The sequence below is a fragment of the Collinsella aerofaciens genome (assembly GCF_015552075.1).
In the GTDB taxonomy this organism is placed as follows: domain Bacteria; phylum Actinomycetota; class Coriobacteriia; order Coriobacteriales; family Coriobacteriaceae; genus Collinsella; species Collinsella aerofaciens_Y.
This window is the reverse complement of sequence record NZ_JADNDZ010000059.1, coordinates 1-20,602: the sequence shown is the minus strand read 5'-3', so window position 1 is coordinate 20,602 and position 20,602 is coordinate 1. Positions and strand designations below refer to the sequence as shown.

Here is a 20,602-nt window from a genome sequence, read left to right as displayed (position 1 = left end):
CGCTCGCACTCCGCGTCGCCTGTGGCTCCTTGGCGCTCGCTACGCTCGCACTCCGGTCGTCTTCGGCTCCCTGCGCGTCGGCTGCGCCTCCTTGCCCTCCGCGCGCTTGCGCACGCTCCGCGTCGCCTGCGGCTCCTTGGCATGGCCTTCGGCCAAAAATGTGGGGGCTCCGCCCCAACTCCCCACCCACGTTCTCGCCAATCCCCGGCGCCGGCGTCGCCTTCGGCTCCCCGGGCGACCTATCGCACTCAGTCGCAACCCGTCCAATTCGGCAATGAATGCCGAATCCGATTCCCGGTCGATCGGGATACCGGTATTCAGTCAACCTTGCACAGAATACCGCTAGAAGGTCACAGAATTGAAAATAGGACGACTTATTGGTGGGGTTTGACCGTTTTCTCATTGCTATATAAAACGAGGTCTTAAATCGGCTCTCAGTGTCCTAAAAAGAGACAGGAGCACCTTTCGATACCCCTGTCCTGATCCTCTTGGGCTTCCATTTTGTCACAACGTTAAGAACGTTACGTCGTTCTCTTCGTTAAAACCCGTTTTCGGCAAGGTACTCGTCGAACAGCTCACGTGCGATGTCGGAAACGGACTTGTCCTCCTCGAGTGCGGCCTGCTTCAAGCGCTTGCGATAGCTCTCGGGAACGTAGACAGACAGCTGTACAAGCCTCTCAGATGCCCCTTCAGCGCCTTTTTTGGGGCGCCCGGCTTTCCGTACCTGCGGAGCCGGTTTCTGGGACTCAGATGCGCTCTCAACGATTTTCTGCTGCCTCTCCTCGGCCTTCTCCGCGGCGACGTCGAAGTAGGAGGTCGATTTCTTGAACTTTCCGGCCATTACAGGACCCCCTCGATCTCGTCCAGGATGTTTTCGATTGCCAGGGCTGCCTTGCCGCTCTTCGCGATTTCGTACACGGGCTTGCCCAGGGCCGCGCCCTGCTTGAAGGCCGCTGCGGTCGGAACGGTGCCCAGCACGGGCAAGTCATCGGCTTCGAGTAGTTCGAGGAACTGGCGGTCGACCGTCTGGTTTGCCGCGAAGTTGTTGACGATGATTGCGAAGGACAAATCGGGATTGGCCTCGGTGATGACCTTGATCGTGCGTTTCATCGGCTTTAGGCCGAGGGTGCCTGGCTGGACCGGGATGATCGCGATGTCGGCGTTTTTCGCGTACGTGGCCGTCTCGTCACTCAGGAAACCTGGCGTGTCGATGACGTTTACGGCGTTCTCGTCGTCGAGCAGGTTCTTCTCGTGGTTCGCGCCGCCCTGAGGGTCGAGATTGCCGAATCCGACTTTGTGGCCGCGGCGCTCGAGACCCCAGGCGATCTCGTCGGCGAACGTCGTCTTGCCGACGCCGCCCTTCTGATTGACTAGCAGGATGTTCGTCGCCATGTCCTCCCCTTTCTGAAATAGCATAGTCATATATTATCACATTAACATGTGACTATATTAAGCGATTATAAATCGCAGGTAAAAATATATGAGCATGTTAAGCAATTAGTATAGTACTACGCTACCGTGCTCATGACTGTGGGTTGGTTTAACCTATAGTCATGCTAAAGTTGCCAAAAGGGGCACAAAGGCCAATACGTTTGCGCAGTGCCGGCACAGCGACCTAGCATCGTATGCACCGGCGGAATCATCGCAGGCCTGCAAGGAGAGCATATCCACGGGCTCGTGGTCGCCGGAGGCCTCGTGATGCAGCACGCGCCGGGCGGCGACTGGAAGCGCGTCGATTGGGATGCACTTGCTGCCTGGCTCGACAGATACGGTTACAAGGTCGCTGATTGCGAGACGGAGACCCTTCCGACCGCCGACGCGGCGAGGCGGTTACGCGAGTGGGAACACAAGGGTAAAAACGCATCGTCGCTGAACCAGTGAGTCAGTATCCTTTAGTGTTAGATGATGGATATTGAAATTAATTAGCGAGATAATGTGCATATCTCATAATGTATGCGTTTCACCATGAGAGAGGGGTCTGTCATGAGCTGGAAACCGAGAAAATGCGTTATCGCCGGTCTCGTGACAACCGGTCCTGGCAGCGGCTTGTTTGCAACCGCAATGACATCGTACCGACTTTTCACTTACATGTTCTAAAAGGCAGTTGCCATGCTGTCGCAAAATCAATCGAGATACTTGGCCACAATCGGCTTTGCCCTGCTTGCATTACTCTTTGCTAGCGACCTTTTGCTGAAACCGCCCAAGGAACTCGTTTCGCTTGCCATATCCTGCATTTCCGCCCTTTACTTTACGGCAACCCTATTCGTCGGACTAAAGGAGAGGAAAAAAGGCGCAGTCGCCGCATCTGCCGTATGCGTGGTCACAGCCATTGCCTCATTCTTTATCTGACACATTGGTGATCTAGGGGCGATATCGTAGGAATACGACCGGGAGAGCCGGGACCAGATTGCCCGGGTCGCCCGGTCGTATTCCGCCTCGCGCCGCAGACGGCGCTCCGATTGCGCCGAGGCGTGACGCGCGTGGGATCTTACCTATTTGTATTACGCGACCGCGAGGTGCCTCTTCTGCATGCGGGACTCCGTCAGGTACATGTTGATGATGACCTGATAGGGGACGTCCGTGCGGGCGGCCTCCGCCTTGAAGTAGTCGATGTTCTCGCCGTCGGTGTTCATGGTGACGCGGCGAGGCGATTCGAGCTCTAATACATAAGGTCCCAGCTTGTAATACGTGAGCATATGACTACATTAACATGGCCATGTATTATCGAGCGTCTGCTGCGCCGGATTCGCCCGTCTGTTATCTTGGGATCGACAGTTTCTTGCGAGGAGGCAGACATGCACCAGAATGTCTTTGGATCCGATGGTCAGATCCATCTTGAGGACCAGGTCGGATGCCAGCGCTTCGACCTAACGACGGGTGAGGTGAAGACGGTCATCCCGACTGCTAAGAATATGAGCAACGTCTTCGGCAAGGATGGCGTGGAGACGGAGATTCAGGTGGGGCAGATGCGCCAAACACTGGGCAAACCAGGATTTGATCGGCTGTTTAATAAGCGCTAACGGTTGAGTTGTCGCAGCATAATCGCAGCTGTAAATAGGTGACCATATGACTATGCTAACATGTGCGTACAGTCATATGGTCACAGTTGTAGATCGGTTTAATCTGTGGCCCTTAAGCTGAAGCCGCCTCAACGAACCGTGACTGACGAAAGGAAAAAAAGGGGAATCCCTTTTGCGGGATTCCCCTTTCCGAGTCGTTATGCGATTTGCCCTTAGACCTGCTCGCGGCGCTTCTTCCGATCGAGGAAGACGCCGGCTGCCACAAGGACGGTGCCGCCGATGGCGAACGTCTCGCCGATGAGGTTCGCGCGGTCACCGGTCTGGGCGAGGCTGCCGGGCTTGGCGGTCTCCGTGTTGGCGAGGTGCTTCGGGCTGTATGCCGCCTGCTTCTTTGCGGCCTCCTCCGCCTCCTGTCGGGCGATCTCGTCGGAAAGCTCCTGCTCCGCTGCGATATGGTCGGACTTCGCCTGCTCGTAGGCGGCGAGTGCCGCATCATAGCCGGGCTGGAGCCCGTCCACTACGGCCTGCTTCTCGTCCAGGATGGTCTTGGCAGGCGTGACCTTGGCACGCGCCTCGACTGCTGCGGCGAAAAGCGCGTTGAGGGCTGCATCTGCGTTCTCGTCATGGCCGGAAGCGATCGCCGCGTCGGCATCGATGGAGTTCAGCTTCGACAGCTTGGCGTCTGCCTGCACCTTCGCCTGCTCGGCGGCGGAGACCAGGGACTCGGCGGCGATGGCGTCAGCCTTTGCCGCGTCGAGTTCGGCCTTGGTGTCATTGACGGCCTTTACTGCATCCTGCTCGCGCTGCTGTGCCTCTGCGAGCTTCGCGGCAAGGCCGGTGAGGATGTCGAGGTTCGACTGTGAGTCCTCGAGATCGGTCTGGGAGCCGGTGAGCTTGTTGGCGGCAACGCCGGTGTCGGCCTTCGCGGCATCGACGGCACGCTGGGCATCCGCGAGGGCGCGTGCGGTGGCGTCCGCCTTTTGCTCGGCGGCGGCGAGGACGGTCGCTTTCTCGGTCTGATCGGCTACCGCCGAGTCATGGACGCTCTTTGCTGTATCGAGCGCCTTCTTGGCGTCGGCGACGTCCTGGAAGAACTTCGCGAGATCGGCGTTCGCATCGGCAACGCTCTGCTGCTTGGCAGAGGTGTCGGCCTTTGCGGCATCCAACTTAGATTGTACGGTCGTTACGGCTGCGTTGGCAGCATCAAAAACAACCTGCTTCTGCTGGACGGTCGACTTTGCCGTATCGACTGCCGCGTTGGCGGCATCGAGGTCCGATTTCGCCGCATCAAGCTCGGTCTGGGCATCGGTGACGCCCTGCTGCTTGGCGGCGACATCAGCCTTGGCGGCATCGACGGCACGCTGGGCATCGGTGACGTCCTGCTTCGCGGCATCGACATCGTCCTGCGCGGAATCCACCGCGACCTGCTTCTGCTGGACGGTTGTGGCGGCGCCGGCGGCTGCCTGCTTCTTGGATGCGAGATCGGCCTTGGCTGCGTCGAGTGCGCTCTTGGCGTTCTTGAGGCCGTTGATATAGGAGGTCAGCTTCTGCTCGTACTCGTCGACGGAGATGGGGTTCGTGTTCCAACCGGAGCCGGACCAGCCGGAGATCTCTGCGGTGTAGCACTGCGTCTGAAGCCCGGACATGGTGCCCTTGGTGCAGGTTGCCATTCCCATAACGGCGAGTTCGGGATTGATGATGTTCATGTAATGGCCGACGGTGCCGCTACTGCCGTTCTCCCAGTGGCAGTTGTCTGCAATCCAATGGTTGATTGCGACACCGTTCTTTGCATAGAAATCATAGGCATCCTTGCCGACAAGACCGGTGACTCCATAAAGGGCCTCCGTTGCCTTGTCGAAAAAGCCCTTCTCCTGCTCGATCCACTGCCCACTCGGATCGATTCCGTAATTCCATGCCAGGTTTTCGGCAAAATCATATTGACGGGCATGATCGAGCACAGTGTCACTGTAGTTGGCATCCGCAATGGCTCCGGCGATGAGCTTGTAGGTGACCTGGAGCTCGGACAGGCCGACCGACTTGCGGTAGTCGTTGACGGACTTCATCCACCTGATCGCATTGAGCATGTTATCAAGGGACGTGGCGTCCTTGGAGTTGCCGACTTCGGTCTTTCCGACATATTTGGCGTTCAGGATGATGTTGACTGCGTCATCGGCACCCATGGCACGGAAGAAGCCGATGGCTCCCTGCTTGAGTTGCGCGTCGGCGGAATCGAGTTTCGCCTGTGCCTCGTCGACCTTCTGCTGCGCGGCGGTCACGGCGGCGTCTGCGGTATCCTTTGCGGTCTTGGCGTTCGCAAGCTCTTCGTCGGCGGCTGCCTTGGCGGACTCAGCGTCCTTGACAGCCTGCTTCGCGGCGTCCAGCTTGGCGATGGCATCGGCGTTCGCCTGCTTGGCCGCATCGAGGTCGGAGTTCGCGGCATCGAGTGCGGACTGGGCGTCGTTCACGCCGGACGCGGCATCGACCGCGGCCTGCTGCTTCGCAGAGAGGGATGCCTGGGCATCATTTAGCTCGGTCTGTGCCGTTGCCGCGGCGGACTGCACCTGCTCGAGCTCGGACTCGCACTGGGACTGTGCCGCTCGTGCGGCGGCGAGGGTTGCCTCTGCGTCCGCGACCTTCTGTTTTGCTGCATCGTACTCCGGACCGCTGGCACCGGCCTCCGCTGCGGCGAGGTCGGCTTTCGCCTGCTCGTAGGCGGCGCTGGCGGCTGCGGCCTTCGCATCCGCCGTGTCCTTGTTCTGCTGGGCTGCGGCGAGGACGGTATCTGCGGAATCTTTTGCAGACTGGGCCGCAACCAGCTTGGACTGGGCATCGGCAAGCGTCGCGTTGGCGTTGTCAAGTTCGGCCTGTGCCCTGCTCACGGCATCCGTGGCGTCGCGCACGGCCTGCTCGGCGTCACGGATAGCCTCCGGGGTGGCGCCTACGGCATCGGCCTTGGCTTTATCGAGGGCGTCCTTGGCATCTTGGGCCGCCTTGAGGGCGGACTGGTACGCTTCGTCCTTCTCGGATGCATCCGCCTTGGCGTCTGCGAGACCTGCCTTCGCCTGCTCGAGGTCCTTGCCGGCGGCATCGGCGGCGTCCTTGCCCTCCGCGACCTGACGGGCGTACTCGTCCATTGCCGCTCGGTCGGCTGCCGCGCCGGCGCTGACTGCCGAATCGTAGGATGCCTTGGCCTGGTCGCGGGCGGAAGCCGCCTCGTTGTAGGGACCGGCGGCCTCATCGTAGGATGCCTTGGCGGCGTCCTCCTTCGCCTTCGCCTCGTCGACCGCCTTCTGCAGGTCCGCGATGGTCTGTGCGGCGGATTTCGCGCCGGTACCGGATGCCGCGCCGGCGTGGGCGGCGATCGGCGACATCACGGCGGGGTGCTGTGTGCCCCCGTCACCGGTCTGGGCGAATGCCGTGAACGGTGAGATGAGGCTCGATCCGGTCATGGCGGCCATGGTCGCCGCGGTGACGGTTAGACGCGCGATCCCCTTCGGAGTGTGAATCTTTTTGCTTGGCAGTGCGGCGAAGTGATCGCCACCGGCAGCGAAATGCTTTCCCTGAGTCATTGTGCTGTTCCATTCCTTTTCCGTGCCCTATCCGACTGGGCATCAGAGTGCTTTCCAATAGAGATGATTATGCGCCTTAACTGGGATTGTTGTATATAGTCCGTTGGCATAAATACAACAATCCATGACTCTTTTTGTCATGGATACGAAGACGCTTCAGAAATCATTCGGCATGAGATGCAAAGAGCTCCGCGCTGGACTCGGGTGCAGCCAGGAGCAGTTCGCCAATTTGATTGAAATGGATCGATCCTACTACGCGAGCATTGAAGTCGGGCGGCGTAATGTCAGCCTCTCAAATCTCAAGAAGATTGCCGACGGATTTCAAATCAGCATTGCTGAACTCATGAGAGGCGTCAGCTAAATTTATCCGTCTCATAGTTCACAGTGGGTCTCGTTGATTAGTGCCTTAAGAAAATGGAAATCGTCCCAACGAACTATCGTCAATCGTCCCAATAAATTACCGTCAATCGTCCCAATAAGTAATCGTTATTTGTCCCAACGACGCAGATAGACGCTATAATTTCAAATGAATGATTGGAGGGAAAGCCGATGGATAGGTATATAGGACGTTGTGTTGACTGCTTGGTCGAGCGCGACCTTGGCATTTTTGGTGCAGTGCTCATTCAGGGGCCGAAATGGTGTGGAAAGACAACGACAGCTCAGAGATTTGCCGAGTCATCGTTATCTCTCTCCGACCCATCTGGCGGTTTTGCGGCCCTCCAGCTCGCTCGTCTCGATCCGGCCCAAGCAATTGTCGGACCGACCCCGAGGCTTGTCGACGAATGGCAGGAAGAACCGAAGCTATGGGATGCCGTGCGATTCGAATGCGATGTCAGGGGAGGGGAGCCAGGACAGTTCATTCTCACCGGATCTGCGACGCCGCGAGCCGAGAACCAGCCGATGCACAGCGGTGTGGGTCGAATCGCCCATTTGCGGATGGATACCATGACGCTTTTCGAGCTCGGTATTTCGTCGGGAGCGGTCTCGCTTGGTGCGTTGCTCGATGGCGATTCCGTTGCGGCGTCACTCGGATCCATCGCCGGTATCGCCGGTATCGCGGATTTGCTCTGCCGCGGCGGTTGGCCCCAAGCGGTCGGTAAGACAACTGCCGACGCAATGCGGATAGCCGCCGCCTATATTGACGGTGTTTGCGAGTCTGACGTTTCGAGGGCGGATGGAGTGAAACGTGACCCGGTTAAGGTAAGGGCCTTGCTCTCGTCGCTTGCACGCAATGAATCGACTCTTGCCGGCATGAGGTCCATCGAAAGGGATTTGGGCGTTGACGTCTCAAAGAATACGATTACCGGCTACATGGACGCGCTGCGCCGTATCAATATCGTCGACGATGTCCCCGCGTGGCATCCGGCTCTCAGGTCGCCGGTGAAGTTGCGGCAGGGCGCGAAGCGGCACCTCGCGGACTCATCGCTCGCCGTCGCCCTCATCGGTGCGGATCCGGAGTCGTTGTCATCCGATCCGAAGACCCTTGGCTTGCTCTTCGAATCCCTTGTGCTGCACGATCTCAAGGTTTACGCGGCGGCCAGCGATGCGACCGTATCTCACTACCACGACGCTGACGACCTAGAGGTCGACGCGATTGTCCATCGTCGTGACGGCTCGTGGGTTGCCGTTGAGGTTAAGCTCGGGAGCCCCCAAGTCCCAGAGGCAGTGGAAAATCTGCTTCGACTTGAGCGAAAGCTGGTCGATCGCGGGGAGAGGCCGCCTGCGGCGAAACTCATCGTCATCGGGTTTGGTATGCCGGCTCACGTAACTAGCGAAGGCATCGTTATCGCTCCGGTCGATACGCTTGGTGTCTAAAAACAGCGCATCGCTATTCTGAGATCTAAAGCCTGAAGCTCAAAATCTCATCGCCTGGTTCTTCGTTAAACGGACGTTAGGGTGCCACCATTACACCAACATTTTCGACGCGATCGCGCTGGAGCTGGCGTCGGCATCCGTGTAGTGGAAAGCCGGGACCGCCTTGCGCGGAGAGGCAGTACCGTTCTTGTAGAACGACAGTACTAACTATGTTCAGTACTCAAAACCGACACCAAGGTAGAAAAACAGCGCCCCTTTTTGTTATAGAGCCCCAACGTTTAATCCCTTTCTTTATCTGTTGCTTTCCATATTTTCGAGCCTTCTGCCATTCCTACGGGCGAAGAACAAGGTTTTTTCAAGCCAATGCTTCACAGGGATTTTTTACAGAATTCGTATCATTCTCGCTGCCTACCCTCTTGTACATCAAGCCCTTAAAGTTCATGAAGGAGCAGAAGCATGTATGTTGATGCATGGGGCTCGATCCTATACAAAGATATCGGTATATCTCCATTGCCAGCGCAGTTCCCACGAGAGTGTTCGTAAAACAAATTGAACCCTTTGGCACGGGCATGTGGACTATGTTTTCTTCGGCTTGCTGGAGGAAAGAGAGATAGGATTTCATATCGTTCTTCTTTTCGAGAATAGGCCCAATTTCCCCATCAGCTACTCCAACAGCACAAAATGCACAGGGAATGTCCTTTTCTATACATGCTTCAAGAACTATTGATCTGGGATTGACCCCTTCCCCACAGTCTGCTGCGCAAACAAGCATTGAAGTCCTCGAAGGAACGCAACGCATGAGATCTTCGGCAGAGCGGACGTAAGACGCAACTGGATTAAGCGAAAGATCCGGATAGCGATTGACAAGTGTTTTGGAAACTGCCTCTACTTTTGCTTCTCCTATTTCGTCGGGACCAACAAGAAACTGACGATTTACGTTTGACCTCTCAACTCGATCCCCGTCGATTAATGTAAAATGCCGAACTCCAGCAGCAGCCAAATGCTCCACCACCACCTGCCCTATGCCGCCCATACCAACGATGGCAAGATGAACGGCACCGATTTGCTTAAGTAATGTCAGCGGAGCGTCGGAATAATAAGACAAAAAGCGAGCTGTCCTCGAGCGGGGTGATTCTAGCTCGTATTCTTCAGTTTCTAGAAAACCAAGTTCGTTGAGCCTTAGCAAGAATCGTTGCTCGCGAGCTTCAAGGTTCGTCTCATCTATCATATTTTGTTTGGCGAGCTGTTCAAAAAGATTCGTACTCAAATCAGAGATTTTGACCCTCACTCGCGATTTTAATCCTTGCAATATAAGTTCGTTGGAATCTCTCCTGATATAAGCACTATCGTTCCAATAGAACATTTAATATCCTTTCCCTCAAGCCTTCTTCTGGAAAAGTGTTTCGCATGAAGAAGGCGCTGGAGAGTCGTCCGATCGGCAGAAAACACGCAGCCTCGCCAAACAGTTCGACGGCTCTCTCGTTAAACGCCTGGCGCGAAATCATGCCAGAAAAATACCTGCTCAAAACCGATAAATACTTTTGGAGACGCATTCGGTTGCCCAAGCCCGTCAGTAGTGCGAGTTGATAGTAGATAAAAATAGGGTCATTGAAAGTATTCGGAATTAAAAGCAGGTGCACATCCGCCCGATCCGATTGAGGAGAGAAATAATCACTCGACATGAGCTTTGGATAATACCTGCCTGACGATGATAATTGAAGCGCTATAAGTTTTACAATCTTTTTATTGGGGTAGTATTTGTCGCATGAAATTGATAATTTCGCAGCCATCTCTCTTTGTTCATCGGATTTATTCACGCCGTAATCGAAGGAAGGGTCTTTCAGTTTCGGCGACAGAAGTCTTCTGATTGCCTCTGTGTCAATGAGAGAGAGGATGTTCCTACGTCCTTCTTCGTCAGCGAAATAGGGAGAGTGCTTGTTTGAAAAAACGATAAAAGCCTCTATGCCAGATAATCCATGGTGCAGCCGCGCGCTCTTGCAATAGCGCTCAATTAATAAGGGCATGTTTGTATTACAGCTTGCCATGGTTCTTCCGAGAAGAAAACACAAGACGTCAATCCATCTATTCTCGATGCGCTTTATCGTCATAGTCTGAGTGCACGCATCGCTGCTCAGTTTGACTTCCTGCCTTCCGATTTGCGTAACGGAAAAATCATTGACACAAAAATAGTGAGAAGAGAGGAGATGTAAAAATGGTCCTACCCTTCCTCCAGTCTGGAATGTAATGGACAGCGACTTTGCATGATTGCTTAGCGTATAGCAGTGACCATCAATTACGTCTATTCTCAAAAAGAAAGTCTTTAGAAAGCCGCTGCAATTGTGATGGACGTAGTCAAGCTTCCTCCCCAACTCGACGATATGCTCATTATCATGTCGATTTGTAATCCTAATCGTCCTGTCATCATATTCAACTTCGAAAAAAGGGGAATGAGGGCATCCCGATACATCGAGTATTACTGGAACCCCGGCGATACGCTGAATGATTTGTGACGAATAGTCATGTCCATCAAGAAGACTTGACGCTTCGGGCAGCTCGTCAATCGATATATCAATTCTTGAAGGCATGTATTCCACCAATTTTTAATGAAACAACGGCGGTAATCGCTATCGCGATTGAACCAATAATACCGAGCGCCATCTGAATGGGGTATAACCCCAGCACATATCCAAATACGGAGAAAAACATTGCGGAAAAGAGGGCCCTTACCAGAGATGCGGCGGAAAGAATCGTCGCGCGGAGATCGTCCGCTATCCCGTCTTGGATTAAGTTTTCCGAAGTGATGTACACCACTTCTGGGAGGAAACAAAGCACCATGCTAAGGCCAAACAAGCACAGAGGATTTGAAGCGAGCCACGGAAGAATCAAGAAAAGGCCAGCCTCGATTAGCATCGAGCCGAGCATGGTATTTCTTTTCCCGAAACGCGATGAGAAGAAATCTGCTGCAATGTAGGCCGTTGCATTTACTGCATAGGATGCACCGAAAAAGATTCCTATTATGGAGACGGGAGCATGAAACGCATCGAATACCAACTGATTCAAGTTGTAATAACTCCCGTAGAATCCGTCGAGCATGCTTGTGCCGATTAGGAGAAGCAATATAGCAAAAGCGGATTCTCCAACGCACCAGGTTTCGCGTCTGAAGATCTTGGCTACGTCAAACCTTTCCTCCCCAGAGCTTTCAGAACGGGTCGTTTCCGTCCTCTCAATGGGATACAGAAGGGAAAGCTGTAGAAGATAGAAAACGGAGACGCATACGTAGAGGGCACTCCAAGATACTTGGGCAATGAAAGATCCGAGTACGATTGCCGCTCCCGTCGCGATTGATTGCGCGGCAAGCAGCCGAGCATTGATGGTGAGAAAGCGCTCTTCTTGACCGGAGTTTCGGACAATTTCATATAAAAGTGCTTGTTCTGATCCCGATTGAAGGGAGTAGGCGAGTGCCTCAACAAGGGAAAGCACGACGAGAAAAGGGCCTGAAAGCAACAGCATGCCAGCTGTATGGAAGAAAAGCAGCAGCACGCCCACTTGAATCGAAAACTTCTTTCCAAAGAAATCGCCTACCAGCCCTGTTGGTAGCTCGAGGACGACCGTTGCGATGTTGAACAGGGCTTGATAAAGCGCGATTTCCGTGACAGACATTCCTTTCTCCGCAAGGAAAAGTAGAAACACTCCCCGATTTAAAACAAATCCCGCGAGAACGAAAAAGGCGGAATAGATGTGCAGCTGCGCAGTGGCATCCTTATTCATTTGGCACTCCTAACGACTATTTTTGTCGGGGTGCTCGCCACTGATTCGAAGCCTGAAATATTCATAGTCTCAATGAAGAGCTGATAAAGCTTTTGAACAGGGTATCGATAGAATAGGACATCCTGCGCTCTTTCTTCTCGACGAACTATTGCCAGCCGGTCGATTTCGAAACAAGAAACCGCATAATACACCCCAGCTTGATCTAGAGTTGCCGTATAGCTTTCTGCAACGGCAAATGCATCACGATCGCGACACATTTCAAAAATATCTTCAATGCTTTTACCATCTCGATGAATCATAAGGTAGGTTGCGAATTTGAAATGGTTTATCAAATCAAAATACGTATCAGCACGCGCGAGCACGTCAAGAATGTCGTAATTTTCATTCCTGACTGTGTATAGATGATTGAAATGAAGAGGTGACAGGCTGTTCGGGTCAATTCCGGCAGCAAGTAAATCTAAGTAATACTGAGATTCTTTTACGATGATATAATCATCCTCATTCAACCCTTGAGCAACATCAGTAAGAGGCTCTGGGCTCATATAGGAAAAGTCAACGTTTGACATAAAACTGGTCGACGCGACTTCTTGAGCAAGGGCAAGGGTATCGAGTACTTCGGAATATGTTTCTTCTGGAAAACCGATGATAAAATTGGTTTCGAATCTCAAGCCAGAAGAAATGATGGATTTTACCGTAGGAACTACTTTTTTAAGATTCAAGTTCTTCCGGCAGATTCGCTGCATTCTTTGCGAGCCAGTTTCCAAGCCAACAAATACGGAGATACATCCGGTTGCCTTAAGTAGGCCAATGATCTCGGGAGTTATCGTATCGATTCGTCCCTCACAGTTGTATTTGAAATCATAATCCATTGCATATTTTTTGACTGCAAATTCAAAGAAGTACTTGTGCGATGCTAAAAAGTTATCATGATTATAGTTAATTGAAGAAAGAGTGCCGGTTTTTGCCATGCAATCGTAGACATGCTGCGAGGTTTCGAGCAGTTTGTCGACATTAAGAAATCGCGCTTTCTGACCGAGAAGCACTCGGGATGAGCAATAGTAGCAATTAAACGGGCAACCTCTACCTGCCTCAATGTTGACCACGTTCATGCCGTATGAATTGGAGTAGTCGAGTTCCGGAAGGTTGTTAATGTCGTATTCAACCAACTCGCATAATCCAGAATCCCCGGTTTTAGAAATCGAATTTTTAGGTAAATCGCCCTGAGCGCCGCAAGCAATATATTCGAGTAGAAGCGGGAGGGTTTCTTCCCCATCAAAGATCAATAGAAAGTCAACCTCGGGACAATCCTGAAAAACCATTTCTCGAAGTGAAGTGATCTGGGGACCACCAAAAATAATAACCGATTCGGGGTGCACCCGTTTAATGATCTTCGCTATCATGATGCCCCAGATATAAGAGGCGTTCATGATCGAAACACCAAAAACAGGGGATTCGATTGCTTTTATTTCGTCGGAGAACCACCGATAGATTTCTTTTGAAAAAGTCTTTTCCTCTTCGAGGAACTTGCGTTGAAAGTCAATAACGTGAGTTGAAAATCCCGCTGCTTCAGAAACGGCCCTTAGATTCAAGATAGCCAGATTATCAACAAGGGTCTTCCTGTAGTGATTCACCGGATTGATCAGAGTGAAATCAACCTTCAACTTGAGTTCCTTTCTTTCGGGCGAATAGGAATCGCCTCCGTCACATTAAACGGAGGCGATTGTGTTCTCAGACCTTAGCAGCGGCGCTGTATAACCTGATCAACATCAATGCCGAAGTCCAGAAGTTCTTCAACAGTGATCTCGATGTCGGAAGCCGATTTATTGCTGGTCTGCTCGATTTCCTCCTTCTCCATTTTCGTCACCTCCTTTTCATGTACGAGTTAACAAAAAGACTAGTGGCTTTCCGGAAACAGCCAGGCTCAATGCTAAACGATGATTTTAGATTCAACGTCGGGATCAGTTGTTTTTATGAATATGATGCCAACGCACGAACAAAAGCAGTTAGCCTTTTCAGCACTGTTGCGGCTTATGCAATCACATGAGTCCTAGGCCCTTTCGACACCACCTGTATTGCGAATCAGCACCGCTGTCTTCCCGACCGAATATTGCCGTCAGGCACCGCTATTAAATGCATCTCCAGGCACCCCGTTGCACTCGCGCCGCCATGCGGTCGACTGAACGAGGAGGTTTCATATAGACGCGATCTGGGCCGACATGGGAGAGACCATCATGCGGCAGTGCTGCAGATGGAGCGCTAGCAATAAAAGGGCACAAGGACCCGCGTCTGCCCAGATGCCCACACATGATGATGCCGTCACCGAGGAGATCGAGGTCCCCGCCTGGCGGTTGCACGGCGCCAGGCCGCAGTACGACGCGAGCCTGTTGTGGCTTGACTCGTCATGTTTAATCTGTTTCGTTAACTGAAATATGAAAATCTGGTTAATCGAAAAAGCAAAATTTGGTTAAATGAAAACAGTAAATTTAGTTAAACGCGCTGGTAAACAATGGTGAAAAATATGCCAAAAAAGTACTACACTAGAATTATCGAAACTGAGCTCGACCAGATGCTAGGGATATTCGGTGCCGTTCTCATCGAAGGACCGAAATGGTGTGGAAAGACAACCACAGCCGGGACCCGTGCGGCGTCCAGGCTCCTTCTCATGGATCCGTCGCGCAACTTCGAGAATCGTCTGCGTGCCGAGACGGACCCGGCGCTTGCCGTTTCCGGTGAGGTGCCGCGGCTGATCGACGAATGGCAGGAGGTCCCGAAACTTTGGGACGCGGCACGGTTTGAGTGCGACAACCGCGGCGGCGAGCCTGGCCAGTTCATATTTACGGGGTCGGCGACGCCGCGAGACAATGAACGGCCGATGCACAGTGGCGCTGGAAGGTTCGCTAAATTGCGCATGGACACCATGACGCTTTTCGAACTTGGGAAATCTAGCGGTGCGGTTAAGCTATCGAGCATTATTTCTGGCGAAAAGTTCAATGGCGCTTTCGGATCGTTGGATTCTGCCTCGATTGCCGAGTGCGTTGTTCGCGGCGGATGGCCCGCGGCGGTCGGGCGCGATGTGCTGGCTGCATCGGCGATGGCAAAACGTTATATCGGCATAGTTGCCGAAGAAGATTTGTCTCGTGTTGATGGCTCTCGACGTGATCCTGAAAAGGTCAAAGCTGTTATCGAATCGCTTGCGCGTAATGAATCCACTCTGGCGACACTCAAGACGCTTGTGGCCGACCTTGGTGGAGAGGTGTCGAGACAAACGGCGGCATCGTATATATCTCTTCTCGCACGGGTCAGCTTCGTTCGCGATATTCCCGCGTGGAATCCAGCAATGAGATCTCCTGTGCACCTAAGAGAAGCAAAGAAGCATCATCTTGCTGACCCGTCGCTAGCGGCCGCTGCACTCGGGGCGACTCCGGAGACCTTGCTGTTAGATTTCAAGACGCTTGGACTACTTTTTGAATCGTTGGCGCTTCATGATTTGTGGGTTTATGCGCGAGCAAACGGAATGAGCCTCTATCACTATCACGATTCTCGTGATCTAGAAGTCGATGCAGTCATTGCGGCTCCTGGTGGGACATGGATCCCGGTTGAAGTTAAACTCAGCTCTGCTCAAATCGAAGAGGCGTCTGACAATCTTGTTGCTGTCGAGGAACGTATGGTTGCCGCTGGAAACAACCCGCCGGTTTCGAAAGTTGCAATCATTGGATTTGGTGCACAAGCCTATGTTACCGACCGCGGCGTCCAAGTTGTTCCGTTGGATGTGCTCGCGCCGTAATGCTGTGGGCGAAGTGAAATTAACGCCGCAGTTCTTAGACCTGGTTTCTGAGATCTAAAACGCGAAACTCAAAATCTCATCGCCTTGGTTTTCATTTGATTCGAATCGCGCCCGCGCAAAAGTCAAAACGACTCGCGCGGGCGTTTCGTTTTTTCGCCTCGTTTTTCATTTCGGATTTCGAATCGATTCAAAACAAAACGGTAGTTTTGAAAATCGATAGCGACCGGAGGGAGCGATCATAGGCGGCTTGTCCGCCGCATGAAAATCGAATCGTTAATTCGGACTGCAAAGCGAATCGCGTCACCTTTCGACAATCCAACAACGCTTCGAGTCTCACTAAAGACTCTTCGCGTCATCGAAATGTCGAAAGCTGCCTCAACTTTTTCGCTGGCGTTACGAGAAACGATTCGGCAAATCCGAATGTTTGCGTCGCAAGCGCCGCAAACCCGCTGCGCGATATTGCAAATACTCGGCATCCCTCGCATTCGCATTACCGCTCCGCTCTCGCTGCAGCGAATTTCTAACACTCAGCATCCTTCGCGTTAAAAATTCGCTTCCGCTCACGGTCTTCACGCAGTTACAACGCCGCGAGGCCTCTCGCTTGGAATGAGGCCTCTCATTCCACGTCTACACTGCGTTTCGCCCAATCACCGTTCCGGAGATTGCAAGATGTACGTAAATCATGATAACCGGGCCCGTAGTCCCTGTTATCATGATTTACGAATCTTGCTTTTCTCCTGTCACGGAGAAAAGGGAAAGAGCGAACTGCAGCACGCTTTTTGCGTGTTGGTTTCACTATTTCTAAAAAATTAGGCAATCATAGCAAGAGGTGACGGATGCCAATCCTCAATTTCTTGCTTACTTTTCCGGAGGCCACTCCGGAGAAAGTAGGAAAATGGCACGAAATGAATTCGTAAAGGCTCGTGTTTCTCCTGAAGAGAAAGAGATCTATCAACAACTTTGCGAACAAGCCGGTTGTACGGAAGCTGAGTTGATTCGATCTGTGCTGATTCATCGGGAAATCTCACTTGATGATCTCGATGATGAAATGCAAGTTCTCGATCGGAAGAAAAAGGCCCTCCATAAGCAACAGGAGGATTACAGGAGAGCACGGGCTTCGCGCGAAACCGATGAACGTGGCGAGCCGATTTCTGAAAAAAGAAGTGTTCCGTTCCAAGTAATGCTCACTGCTCCAGAAAAAAAGGCAATTGAGCAGCGTGCGGCGGCGCTCGGTATTTCTGCAAGCGAACTGGTTCGCCGCAGCGCAATTTACGGAAAGATCGAATCATTCAATTTTGACATCGCGGAAGTTGAAAAACTCCATCATGAGTTATTGAAGGAAGGAACAAACCTCAATCAGCTGATGTACTTTGTGAACGCCCAGGGGCTTCCCGCGTACAACGAGAAAGCTGTTTTCCGCACACTCGAAAAGGTTTACCAAAACGCTCGAAAGGTCGACCGGTTTATCGAGGAGCTTGAAAAGCGTTATCACGTCGATTATGTTCCACATGATTATCTGGCAGATGAACCTGACAACAGAAATCTTTAAGTCGGAGCGCAATTGGATAAGATTCAGAAGTGAGTGCAATTACTCGTTTAGCTATTTCTGATATTTCATAAAACGGCTTTCGGAAAATGGAAGGAATGATTTTATGTATCTGAGAACGTTCAGCTATAACTACTGAGTAAAAGTGAAAGGAGATAGCAGAAGAGATTGACAGTCATTAAACAGAAAGCGGTCAGCTCGTACCCCGCCTCGCTAGCTTGGCCCTGCCCTGGCGCGAGGCGGGGTACGAGCTGACCGGTGGTGATTGACGACTCTGCTAGGATTGCTTCAGCGCGGCGGCGCGCTGAAGCCCTGCCCGAGTTTTCGGGGAGGTGGTCGCTATGTCCGAGTTCCGTCTTACGATCGTCGCTCTTCCTCCGGTGTCCATTCTGGCCATTTTGGGCTAGGGTAAAACTTGGCCTTTAAAGACCAAAGCCGTCCTGCCTGGGACGGCTTTGTTTCCTCGATTATCAACTTCATACGGACGCTCCCCGCATTCATCCGCGTGTGTACGGATGAATGCGGGGCTCATACCCCGGCGGCCTGATCGGCAGGCCGCCGGGAACTCTCACTCCTCGATAAAGGCCGGCACCCGGTTAGTTCTGCGCATCTTGAAATCGCCATTTTCGTGGGAGACGTAGAGAATGCCGTCCATCCCGTCTCGCGATGCATATGAAAGGTGAACAGAACCGCAATCCGCTCCATCATTGTCGAGAAGATCGAACGAATTCGGATCGCTCGTTGCGGCCAAACGACCATTCATGCAAGAGCCATCGGCATTACAGATTTGCCATTCCATATCTTCGCCCGCAAGAATCGCCATAGACGGCCTGGTCGCGCCATCGCTGACATACATCCCGTCTATGCCAAACCCGTTTTCAGCGCCATCGATAAACGATTGCTCGGACCTATACCTCGCAAATGATGCACATAGCACCATTGCAAGACAAAGTGCAAAGCCAGCAATCGCTATCTTTGCATAGCTCTTGCCCGTCATGTCATCCTACTTTTCGCTTGCCTAAGGAAAGACGGAAGAAGTTATTCGTCGCTGCTTTTTTGTACACCTTCTTGACGCCGTTGACGGTCTCGTAAACAACAAACGGCTGAACCTTGTGCTCGACGTTCGCCGTCGCTTTCCAAAAGCCGGCACCGTCGATGTGAATGGAATACCCAGTCGCCGACAGATTGCGCTTTGCCAGCGGTATCGATACGCCTATGCTTCCGAGACCATTCGGGAGCGGCACCGATACACTCACCGAACCGCCGCCAGACGGCTGGACGTTTATGGAACCGCCCCCGTCGATGTGAACGCCTCCCGGGGGCTGCCCAGCAACGTCGTGCCATCCGCTGGCTTTCGTTTGCACGCTCCCGTATACGGTGCTGTAGCTTGGGCGCCCGCGTGTCGCATAGGGCTCAACATCATCAGATGACAGCGCCTCTTCTATGATAAGGGCCGCTTCTTGCTCTGCACGTTGACGCACAATCGCCTCGACATCAGATTCACTCAGATCCGGGAAAGCTAGGAATTCTACGGTTTCAGAATCGTAACCATCAGCAAATGCACCATTTGGGGTGATTAGCGACAGTCCGCCCAATGCGGCTGCCGTCAGGATTGACCTGCGAGTAATAAACAGGTTTTCCATTGTACTCATCTTCGCCTCCAAACTTCTCACCGGGGTCCTTCTTGCCAATTTTTGCCCCGGCTCGGTTACTTCGGTTACTTGAGAGCTCCCATATACGCTTGTTACCCATGCGCGTAATATTAATTTCGGACATATCGAAATTAATCAATGGTTGCGGGAGTTTCCGACTTCAGTGAAATGCCACCCTATACCCACAGAATTAGTCTGGCTTGACATGTGCTTTGCGCATGAAAAAGGGTCGAACCGAAGTGTCTGGCCGAACGCCAATTGTCCGGGAACTGCTTCTGGTTCGACCCTCTTTTACTTTAGCCCACTCGGTGGACTTCGGGTTTGATGCTTAGGGGTCGACGTTTTACCAAGGTGACAATTTAATGAAAAGAAACCTGGCTGCAACAGTTGCCATGGTGAGGGCCAAATTGGCCATATAGATCTAGAATAGTCACAATATAAAAATGTCGAGAGACGTTGGGGATAGAGATGAATAGATCTAAGGGTTTTCTTCTATTGGCAATGATGTTGCTCGGACTGTTCTGCCTGAGTGGTCCTTCTTGGGCCGAGGCTGCCTGTCCTGAAGGTGAACTTCAGCAGTCTTATACGGGCAGCCTGCTCATAAGCGCTAAGGAGGGCGATGCCGACTCTCAGTCTGGAGTAAATCCCCTTGCCACTTTTGAGGGGGACGGCGGAACGGTCAAGCTTGACCATATTGGTAGCGGGATTTTGAGGTGGCAAGTTCTTCCGGACAAAATTGCGAACGATCCCTTCTCTTTTGCTGGAACGATATATCTATACAAGGTTGTGAGCGGAAAACAAAAATACGTCGATTGCTACCCGACAAACGGGTCTGGAATTGCATTCACCGGCATTTCGGGGCAGATTGATACACATGTACGAAAGGGAACCTATGTGGTGCGTTGGGTTGGAGCTGCTGCAGGCCCGATATGGATTGCGGTCTTGCGCCCCGATGTCCAAATAGGCTTCTCTCTCTAAACGGGAAGTTGCTCATGGACGCCATATATGACGGAGATGACTGGGTCGATCATTATACTTGGCGCCTGGTCGGCTCGAACGACAATGGGGATGTGGTGTTTGATGGACTATGTCCAAAGCATCTCCACCCTTTTGTCTCGTCGTTAATTGAGAGTTCCGCTCGTGTTGCCCCCTACAGCTCGGCATCGCTTCATGATACGGACGTTTTGAAGATCATAAGGGAATCAATTGACGAGGGCACGATGAGCGGCTCGCTGTTTTCTCGGCTTGTGGGGCTAGATGAGATTGGCTCGAAACGACTGCTTGCGGGCGAAAAAGTGGAACTCACTTATCGGTCGATGATTTCAATCCTGCGGCTAGCCGATGTTCTTCGCAAATAAATGAGGCTTATAGGACAAAATGTGTGTCTACTTTAGGGGCATCGGCGCAGGTCGATGCCCCTTTTTCAGCCGTTTAAATTCCGTGCCCGC

Annotated in this window: 17 protein-coding genes; 7 read left to right on the top strand and 10 right to left on the bottom strand. The window is 52.6% G+C overall.

The features are described from left to right. Nucleotides 1-538: 538 nt before the first annotated feature. The 3 genes from I2D41_RS04370 to I2D41_RS04360 all read right to left on the bottom strand — a co-directional run bounded on the left by I2D41_RS04370 (nt 539) and on the right by I2D41_RS04360 (nt 2,696). Nucleotides 539-841 carry a ribbon-helix-helix protein, CopG family gene (locus I2D41_RS04370; RefSeq protein WP_155086615.1) on the bottom strand — a complete coding sequence of 101 codons (303 nt, stop codon included), beginning with the start codon at nt 839-841 and terminating at the stop codon, nt 539-541. Then, the gene (locus tag I2D41_RS04365; protein ID WP_195246877.1) at nt 841-1,392 is read right to left on the bottom strand and encodes a ParA family protein; all 552 of its coding nucleotides are present in this window, start codon (nt 1,390-1,392) and stop codon (nt 841-843) included. The genes I2D41_RS04370 and I2D41_RS04365 overlap by 1 nt, the downstream gene beginning before the upstream one ends. 1,109 nt (nt 1,393-2,501) lie before the next feature. Further along, the gene (locus I2D41_RS04360; RefSeq protein ID WP_195246876.1) at nt 2,502-2,696 is read right to left on the bottom strand and encodes an antitoxin; all 195 of its coding nucleotides are present in this window, start codon (nt 2,694-2,696) and stop codon (nt 2,502-2,504) included. A gap of 99 nt (nt 2,697-2,795) precedes the next feature. On the opposite strand from I2D41_RS04360, the gene I2D41_RS04355 reads away from it, so the two are divergent. Beyond that, nucleotides 2,796-3,020 carry a hypothetical protein gene (locus tag I2D41_RS04355; protein WP_195246875.1) on the top strand — a complete coding sequence of 75 codons (225 nt, stop codon included), beginning with the start codon at nt 2,796-2,798 and terminating at the stop codon, nt 3,018-3,020. 212 nt (nt 3,021-3,232) lie between these two features. Here the strand turns inward: I2D41_RS04355 and I2D41_RS04350 are convergent, their stop codons facing one another. Then, nucleotides 3,233-6,589 carry a coiled-coil domain-containing protein gene (locus I2D41_RS04350; protein WP_195246874.1) on the bottom strand — a complete coding sequence of 1,119 codons (3,357 nt, stop codon included), beginning with the start codon at nt 6,587-6,589 and terminating at the stop codon, nt 3,233-3,235. A gap of 124 nt (nt 6,590-6,713) precedes the next feature. Here I2D41_RS04350 and I2D41_RS04345 point away from each other — a divergent pair, with 124 nt between their 5' ends. Both I2D41_RS04345 and I2D41_RS04340 read left to right on the top strand, forming a co-directional pair. Beyond that, nucleotides 6,714-6,950 carry a helix-turn-helix domain-containing protein gene (locus I2D41_RS04345; RefSeq protein ID WP_138113676.1) on the top strand — a complete coding sequence of 79 codons (237 nt, stop codon included), beginning with the start codon at nt 6,714-6,716 and terminating at the stop codon, nt 6,948-6,950. A 188-nt stretch (nt 6,951-7,138) separates the two neighbouring features. Continuing rightward, nucleotides 7,139-8,404 (top strand): ATP-binding protein, encoded by a 1,266-nt coding sequence (locus tag I2D41_RS04340; protein ID WP_195246873.1) that lies wholly within the window; start codon nt 7,139-7,141, stop codon nt 8,402-8,404. 355 nt (nt 8,405-8,759) lie between these two features. Here I2D41_RS04340 and I2D41_RS04335 read toward each other — a convergent pair whose 3' ends face one another. From I2D41_RS04335 to I2D41_RS04320, 4 genes are read right to left on the bottom strand one after another with little or no spacing between them, the layout of a single operon-like run. Continuing rightward, nucleotides 8,760-9,767: a ThiF family adenylyltransferase gene (locus tag I2D41_RS04335; protein WP_195246872.1), complete on the bottom strand. Its 1,008-nt coding sequence runs from the start codon at nt 9,765-9,767 to the stop codon at nt 8,760-8,762. Next, a complete protein-coding gene (locus I2D41_RS04330) occupies nt 9,748-10,989 on the bottom strand; it encodes a hypothetical protein (RefSeq protein ID WP_195246870.1) in 1,242 nt (413 codons plus the stop codon). The genes I2D41_RS04335 and I2D41_RS04330 overlap by 20 nt, the downstream gene beginning before the upstream one ends. Next, entirely contained in the window at nt 10,973-12,172 is a 1,200-nt protein-coding gene (locus I2D41_RS04325) for an MFS transporter (RefSeq protein WP_195246868.1), read from the bottom strand. Before I2D41_RS04325 ends, I2D41_RS04330 begins: the two co-directional genes overlap by 17 nt. After that, nucleotides 12,169-13,833 (bottom strand): B12-binding domain-containing radical SAM protein, encoded by a 1,665-nt coding sequence (locus I2D41_RS04320; protein ID WP_195246866.1) that lies wholly within the window; start codon nt 13,831-13,833, stop codon nt 12,169-12,171. The genes I2D41_RS04325 and I2D41_RS04320 overlap by 4 nt, the downstream gene beginning before the upstream one ends. An 857-nt stretch (nt 13,834-14,690) precedes the next feature. Between I2D41_RS04320 and I2D41_RS04315 the strand changes: the two genes are divergently transcribed. Beyond that, a complete protein-coding gene (locus tag I2D41_RS04315; RefSeq protein ID WP_195246864.1) occupies nt 14,691-15,956 on the top strand; it encodes an ATP-binding protein in 1,266 nt (421 codons plus the stop codon). Nucleotides 15,957-16,851: 895 nt separating this feature from the next. After that, entirely contained in the window at nt 16,852-17,505 is a 654-nt protein-coding gene (locus I2D41_RS04310) for a plasmid mobilization protein (RefSeq protein ID WP_195246862.1), read from the top strand. A gap of 565 nt (nt 17,506-18,070) precedes the next feature. Here the strand turns inward: I2D41_RS04310 and I2D41_RS04305 are convergent. Both I2D41_RS04305 and I2D41_RS04300 read right to left on the bottom strand, forming a co-directional pair. Next, nucleotides 18,071-18,499 carry a hypothetical protein gene (locus I2D41_RS04305; protein ID WP_195246860.1) on the bottom strand — a complete coding sequence of 143 codons (429 nt, stop codon included), beginning with the start codon at nt 18,497-18,499 and terminating at the stop codon, nt 18,071-18,073. A gap of 1 nt (nt 18,500) precedes the next feature. Next, the gene (locus I2D41_RS04300; RefSeq protein WP_195246858.1) at nt 18,501-19,145 is read right to left on the bottom strand and encodes a hypothetical protein; all 645 of its coding nucleotides are present in this window, start codon (nt 19,143-19,145) and stop codon (nt 18,501-18,503) included. A 477-nt stretch (nt 19,146-19,622) separates the two neighbouring features. Here I2D41_RS04300 and I2D41_RS04295 point away from each other — a divergent pair, with 477 nt between their 5' ends. Both I2D41_RS04295 and I2D41_RS04290 read left to right on the top strand, forming a co-directional pair. Further along, nucleotides 19,623-20,132 (top strand): hypothetical protein, encoded by a 510-nt coding sequence (locus I2D41_RS04295; RefSeq protein WP_195246856.1) that lies wholly within the window; start codon nt 19,623-19,625, stop codon nt 20,130-20,132. Between the two features lie 14 nt (nt 20,133-20,146). Beyond that, nucleotides 20,147-20,512 (top strand): hypothetical protein, encoded by a 366-nt coding sequence (locus I2D41_RS04290; protein WP_195246854.1) that lies wholly within the window; start codon nt 20,147-20,149, stop codon nt 20,510-20,512. Nucleotides 20,513-20,602 lie beyond the last annotated feature (90 nt).

Bases quoted from the DNA above. Each gene is read 5' to 3' on its own strand.
- I2D41_RS04370 (WP_155086615.1), bottom strand. From the start codon at position 841: ATGGCCGGAAAGTTCAAGAAATCGACCTCCTACTTCGACGTCGCCGCG.
- I2D41_RS04365 (WP_195246877.1), bottom strand. From the start codon at position 1,392: ATGGCGACGAACATCCTGCTAGTCAATCAGAAGGGCGGCGTCGGCAAG.
- I2D41_RS04360 (WP_195246876.1), bottom strand. From the start codon at position 2,696: ATGCTCACGTATTACAAGCTGGGACCTTATGTATTAGAGCTCGAATCG.
- I2D41_RS04355 (WP_195246875.1), top strand. From the start codon at position 2,796: ATGCACCAGAATGTCTTTGGATCCGATGGTCAGATCCATCTTGAGGAC.
- I2D41_RS04350 (WP_195246874.1), bottom strand. From the start codon at position 6,589: ATGACTCAGGGAAAGCATTTCGCTGCCGGTGGCGATCACTTCGCCGCA.
- I2D41_RS04345 (WP_138113676.1), top strand. From the start codon at position 6,714: ATGACTCTTTTTGTCATGGATACGAAGACGCTTCAGAAATCATTCGGC.
- I2D41_RS04340 (WP_195246873.1), top strand. From the start codon at position 7,139: ATGGATAGGTATATAGGACGTTGTGTTGACTGCTTGGTCGAGCGCGAC.
- I2D41_RS04335 (WP_195246872.1), bottom strand. From the start codon at position 9,767: ATGTTCTATTGGAACGATAGTGCTTATATCAGGAGAGATTCCAACGAA.
- I2D41_RS04330 (WP_195246870.1), bottom strand. From the start codon at position 10,989: ATGCCTTCAAGAATTGATATATCGATTGACGAGCTGCCCGAAGCGTCA.
- I2D41_RS04325 (WP_195246868.1), bottom strand. From the start codon at position 12,172: ATGAATAAGGATGCCACTGCGCAGCTGCACATCTATTCCGCCTTTTTC.
- I2D41_RS04315 (WP_195246864.1), top strand. From the start codon at position 14,691: ATGCCAAAAAAGTACTACACTAGAATTATCGAAACTGAGCTCGACCAG.
- I2D41_RS04310 (WP_195246862.1), top strand. From the start codon at position 16,852: ATGGCACGAAATGAATTCGTAAAGGCTCGTGTTTCTCCTGAAGAGAAA.
- I2D41_RS04305 (WP_195246860.1), bottom strand. From the start codon at position 18,499: ATGACGGGCAAGAGCTATGCAAAGATAGCGATTGCTGGCTTTGCACTT.
- I2D41_RS04300 (WP_195246858.1), bottom strand. From the start codon at position 19,145: ATGGAAAACCTGTTTATTACTCGCAGGTCAATCCTGACGGCAGCCGCA.
- I2D41_RS04295 (WP_195246856.1), top strand. From the start codon at position 19,623: ATGAATAGATCTAAGGGTTTTCTTCTATTGGCAATGATGTTGCTCGGA.
- I2D41_RS04290 (WP_195246854.1), top strand. From the start codon at position 20,147: ATGGACGCCATATATGACGGAGATGACTGGGTCGATCATTATACTTGG.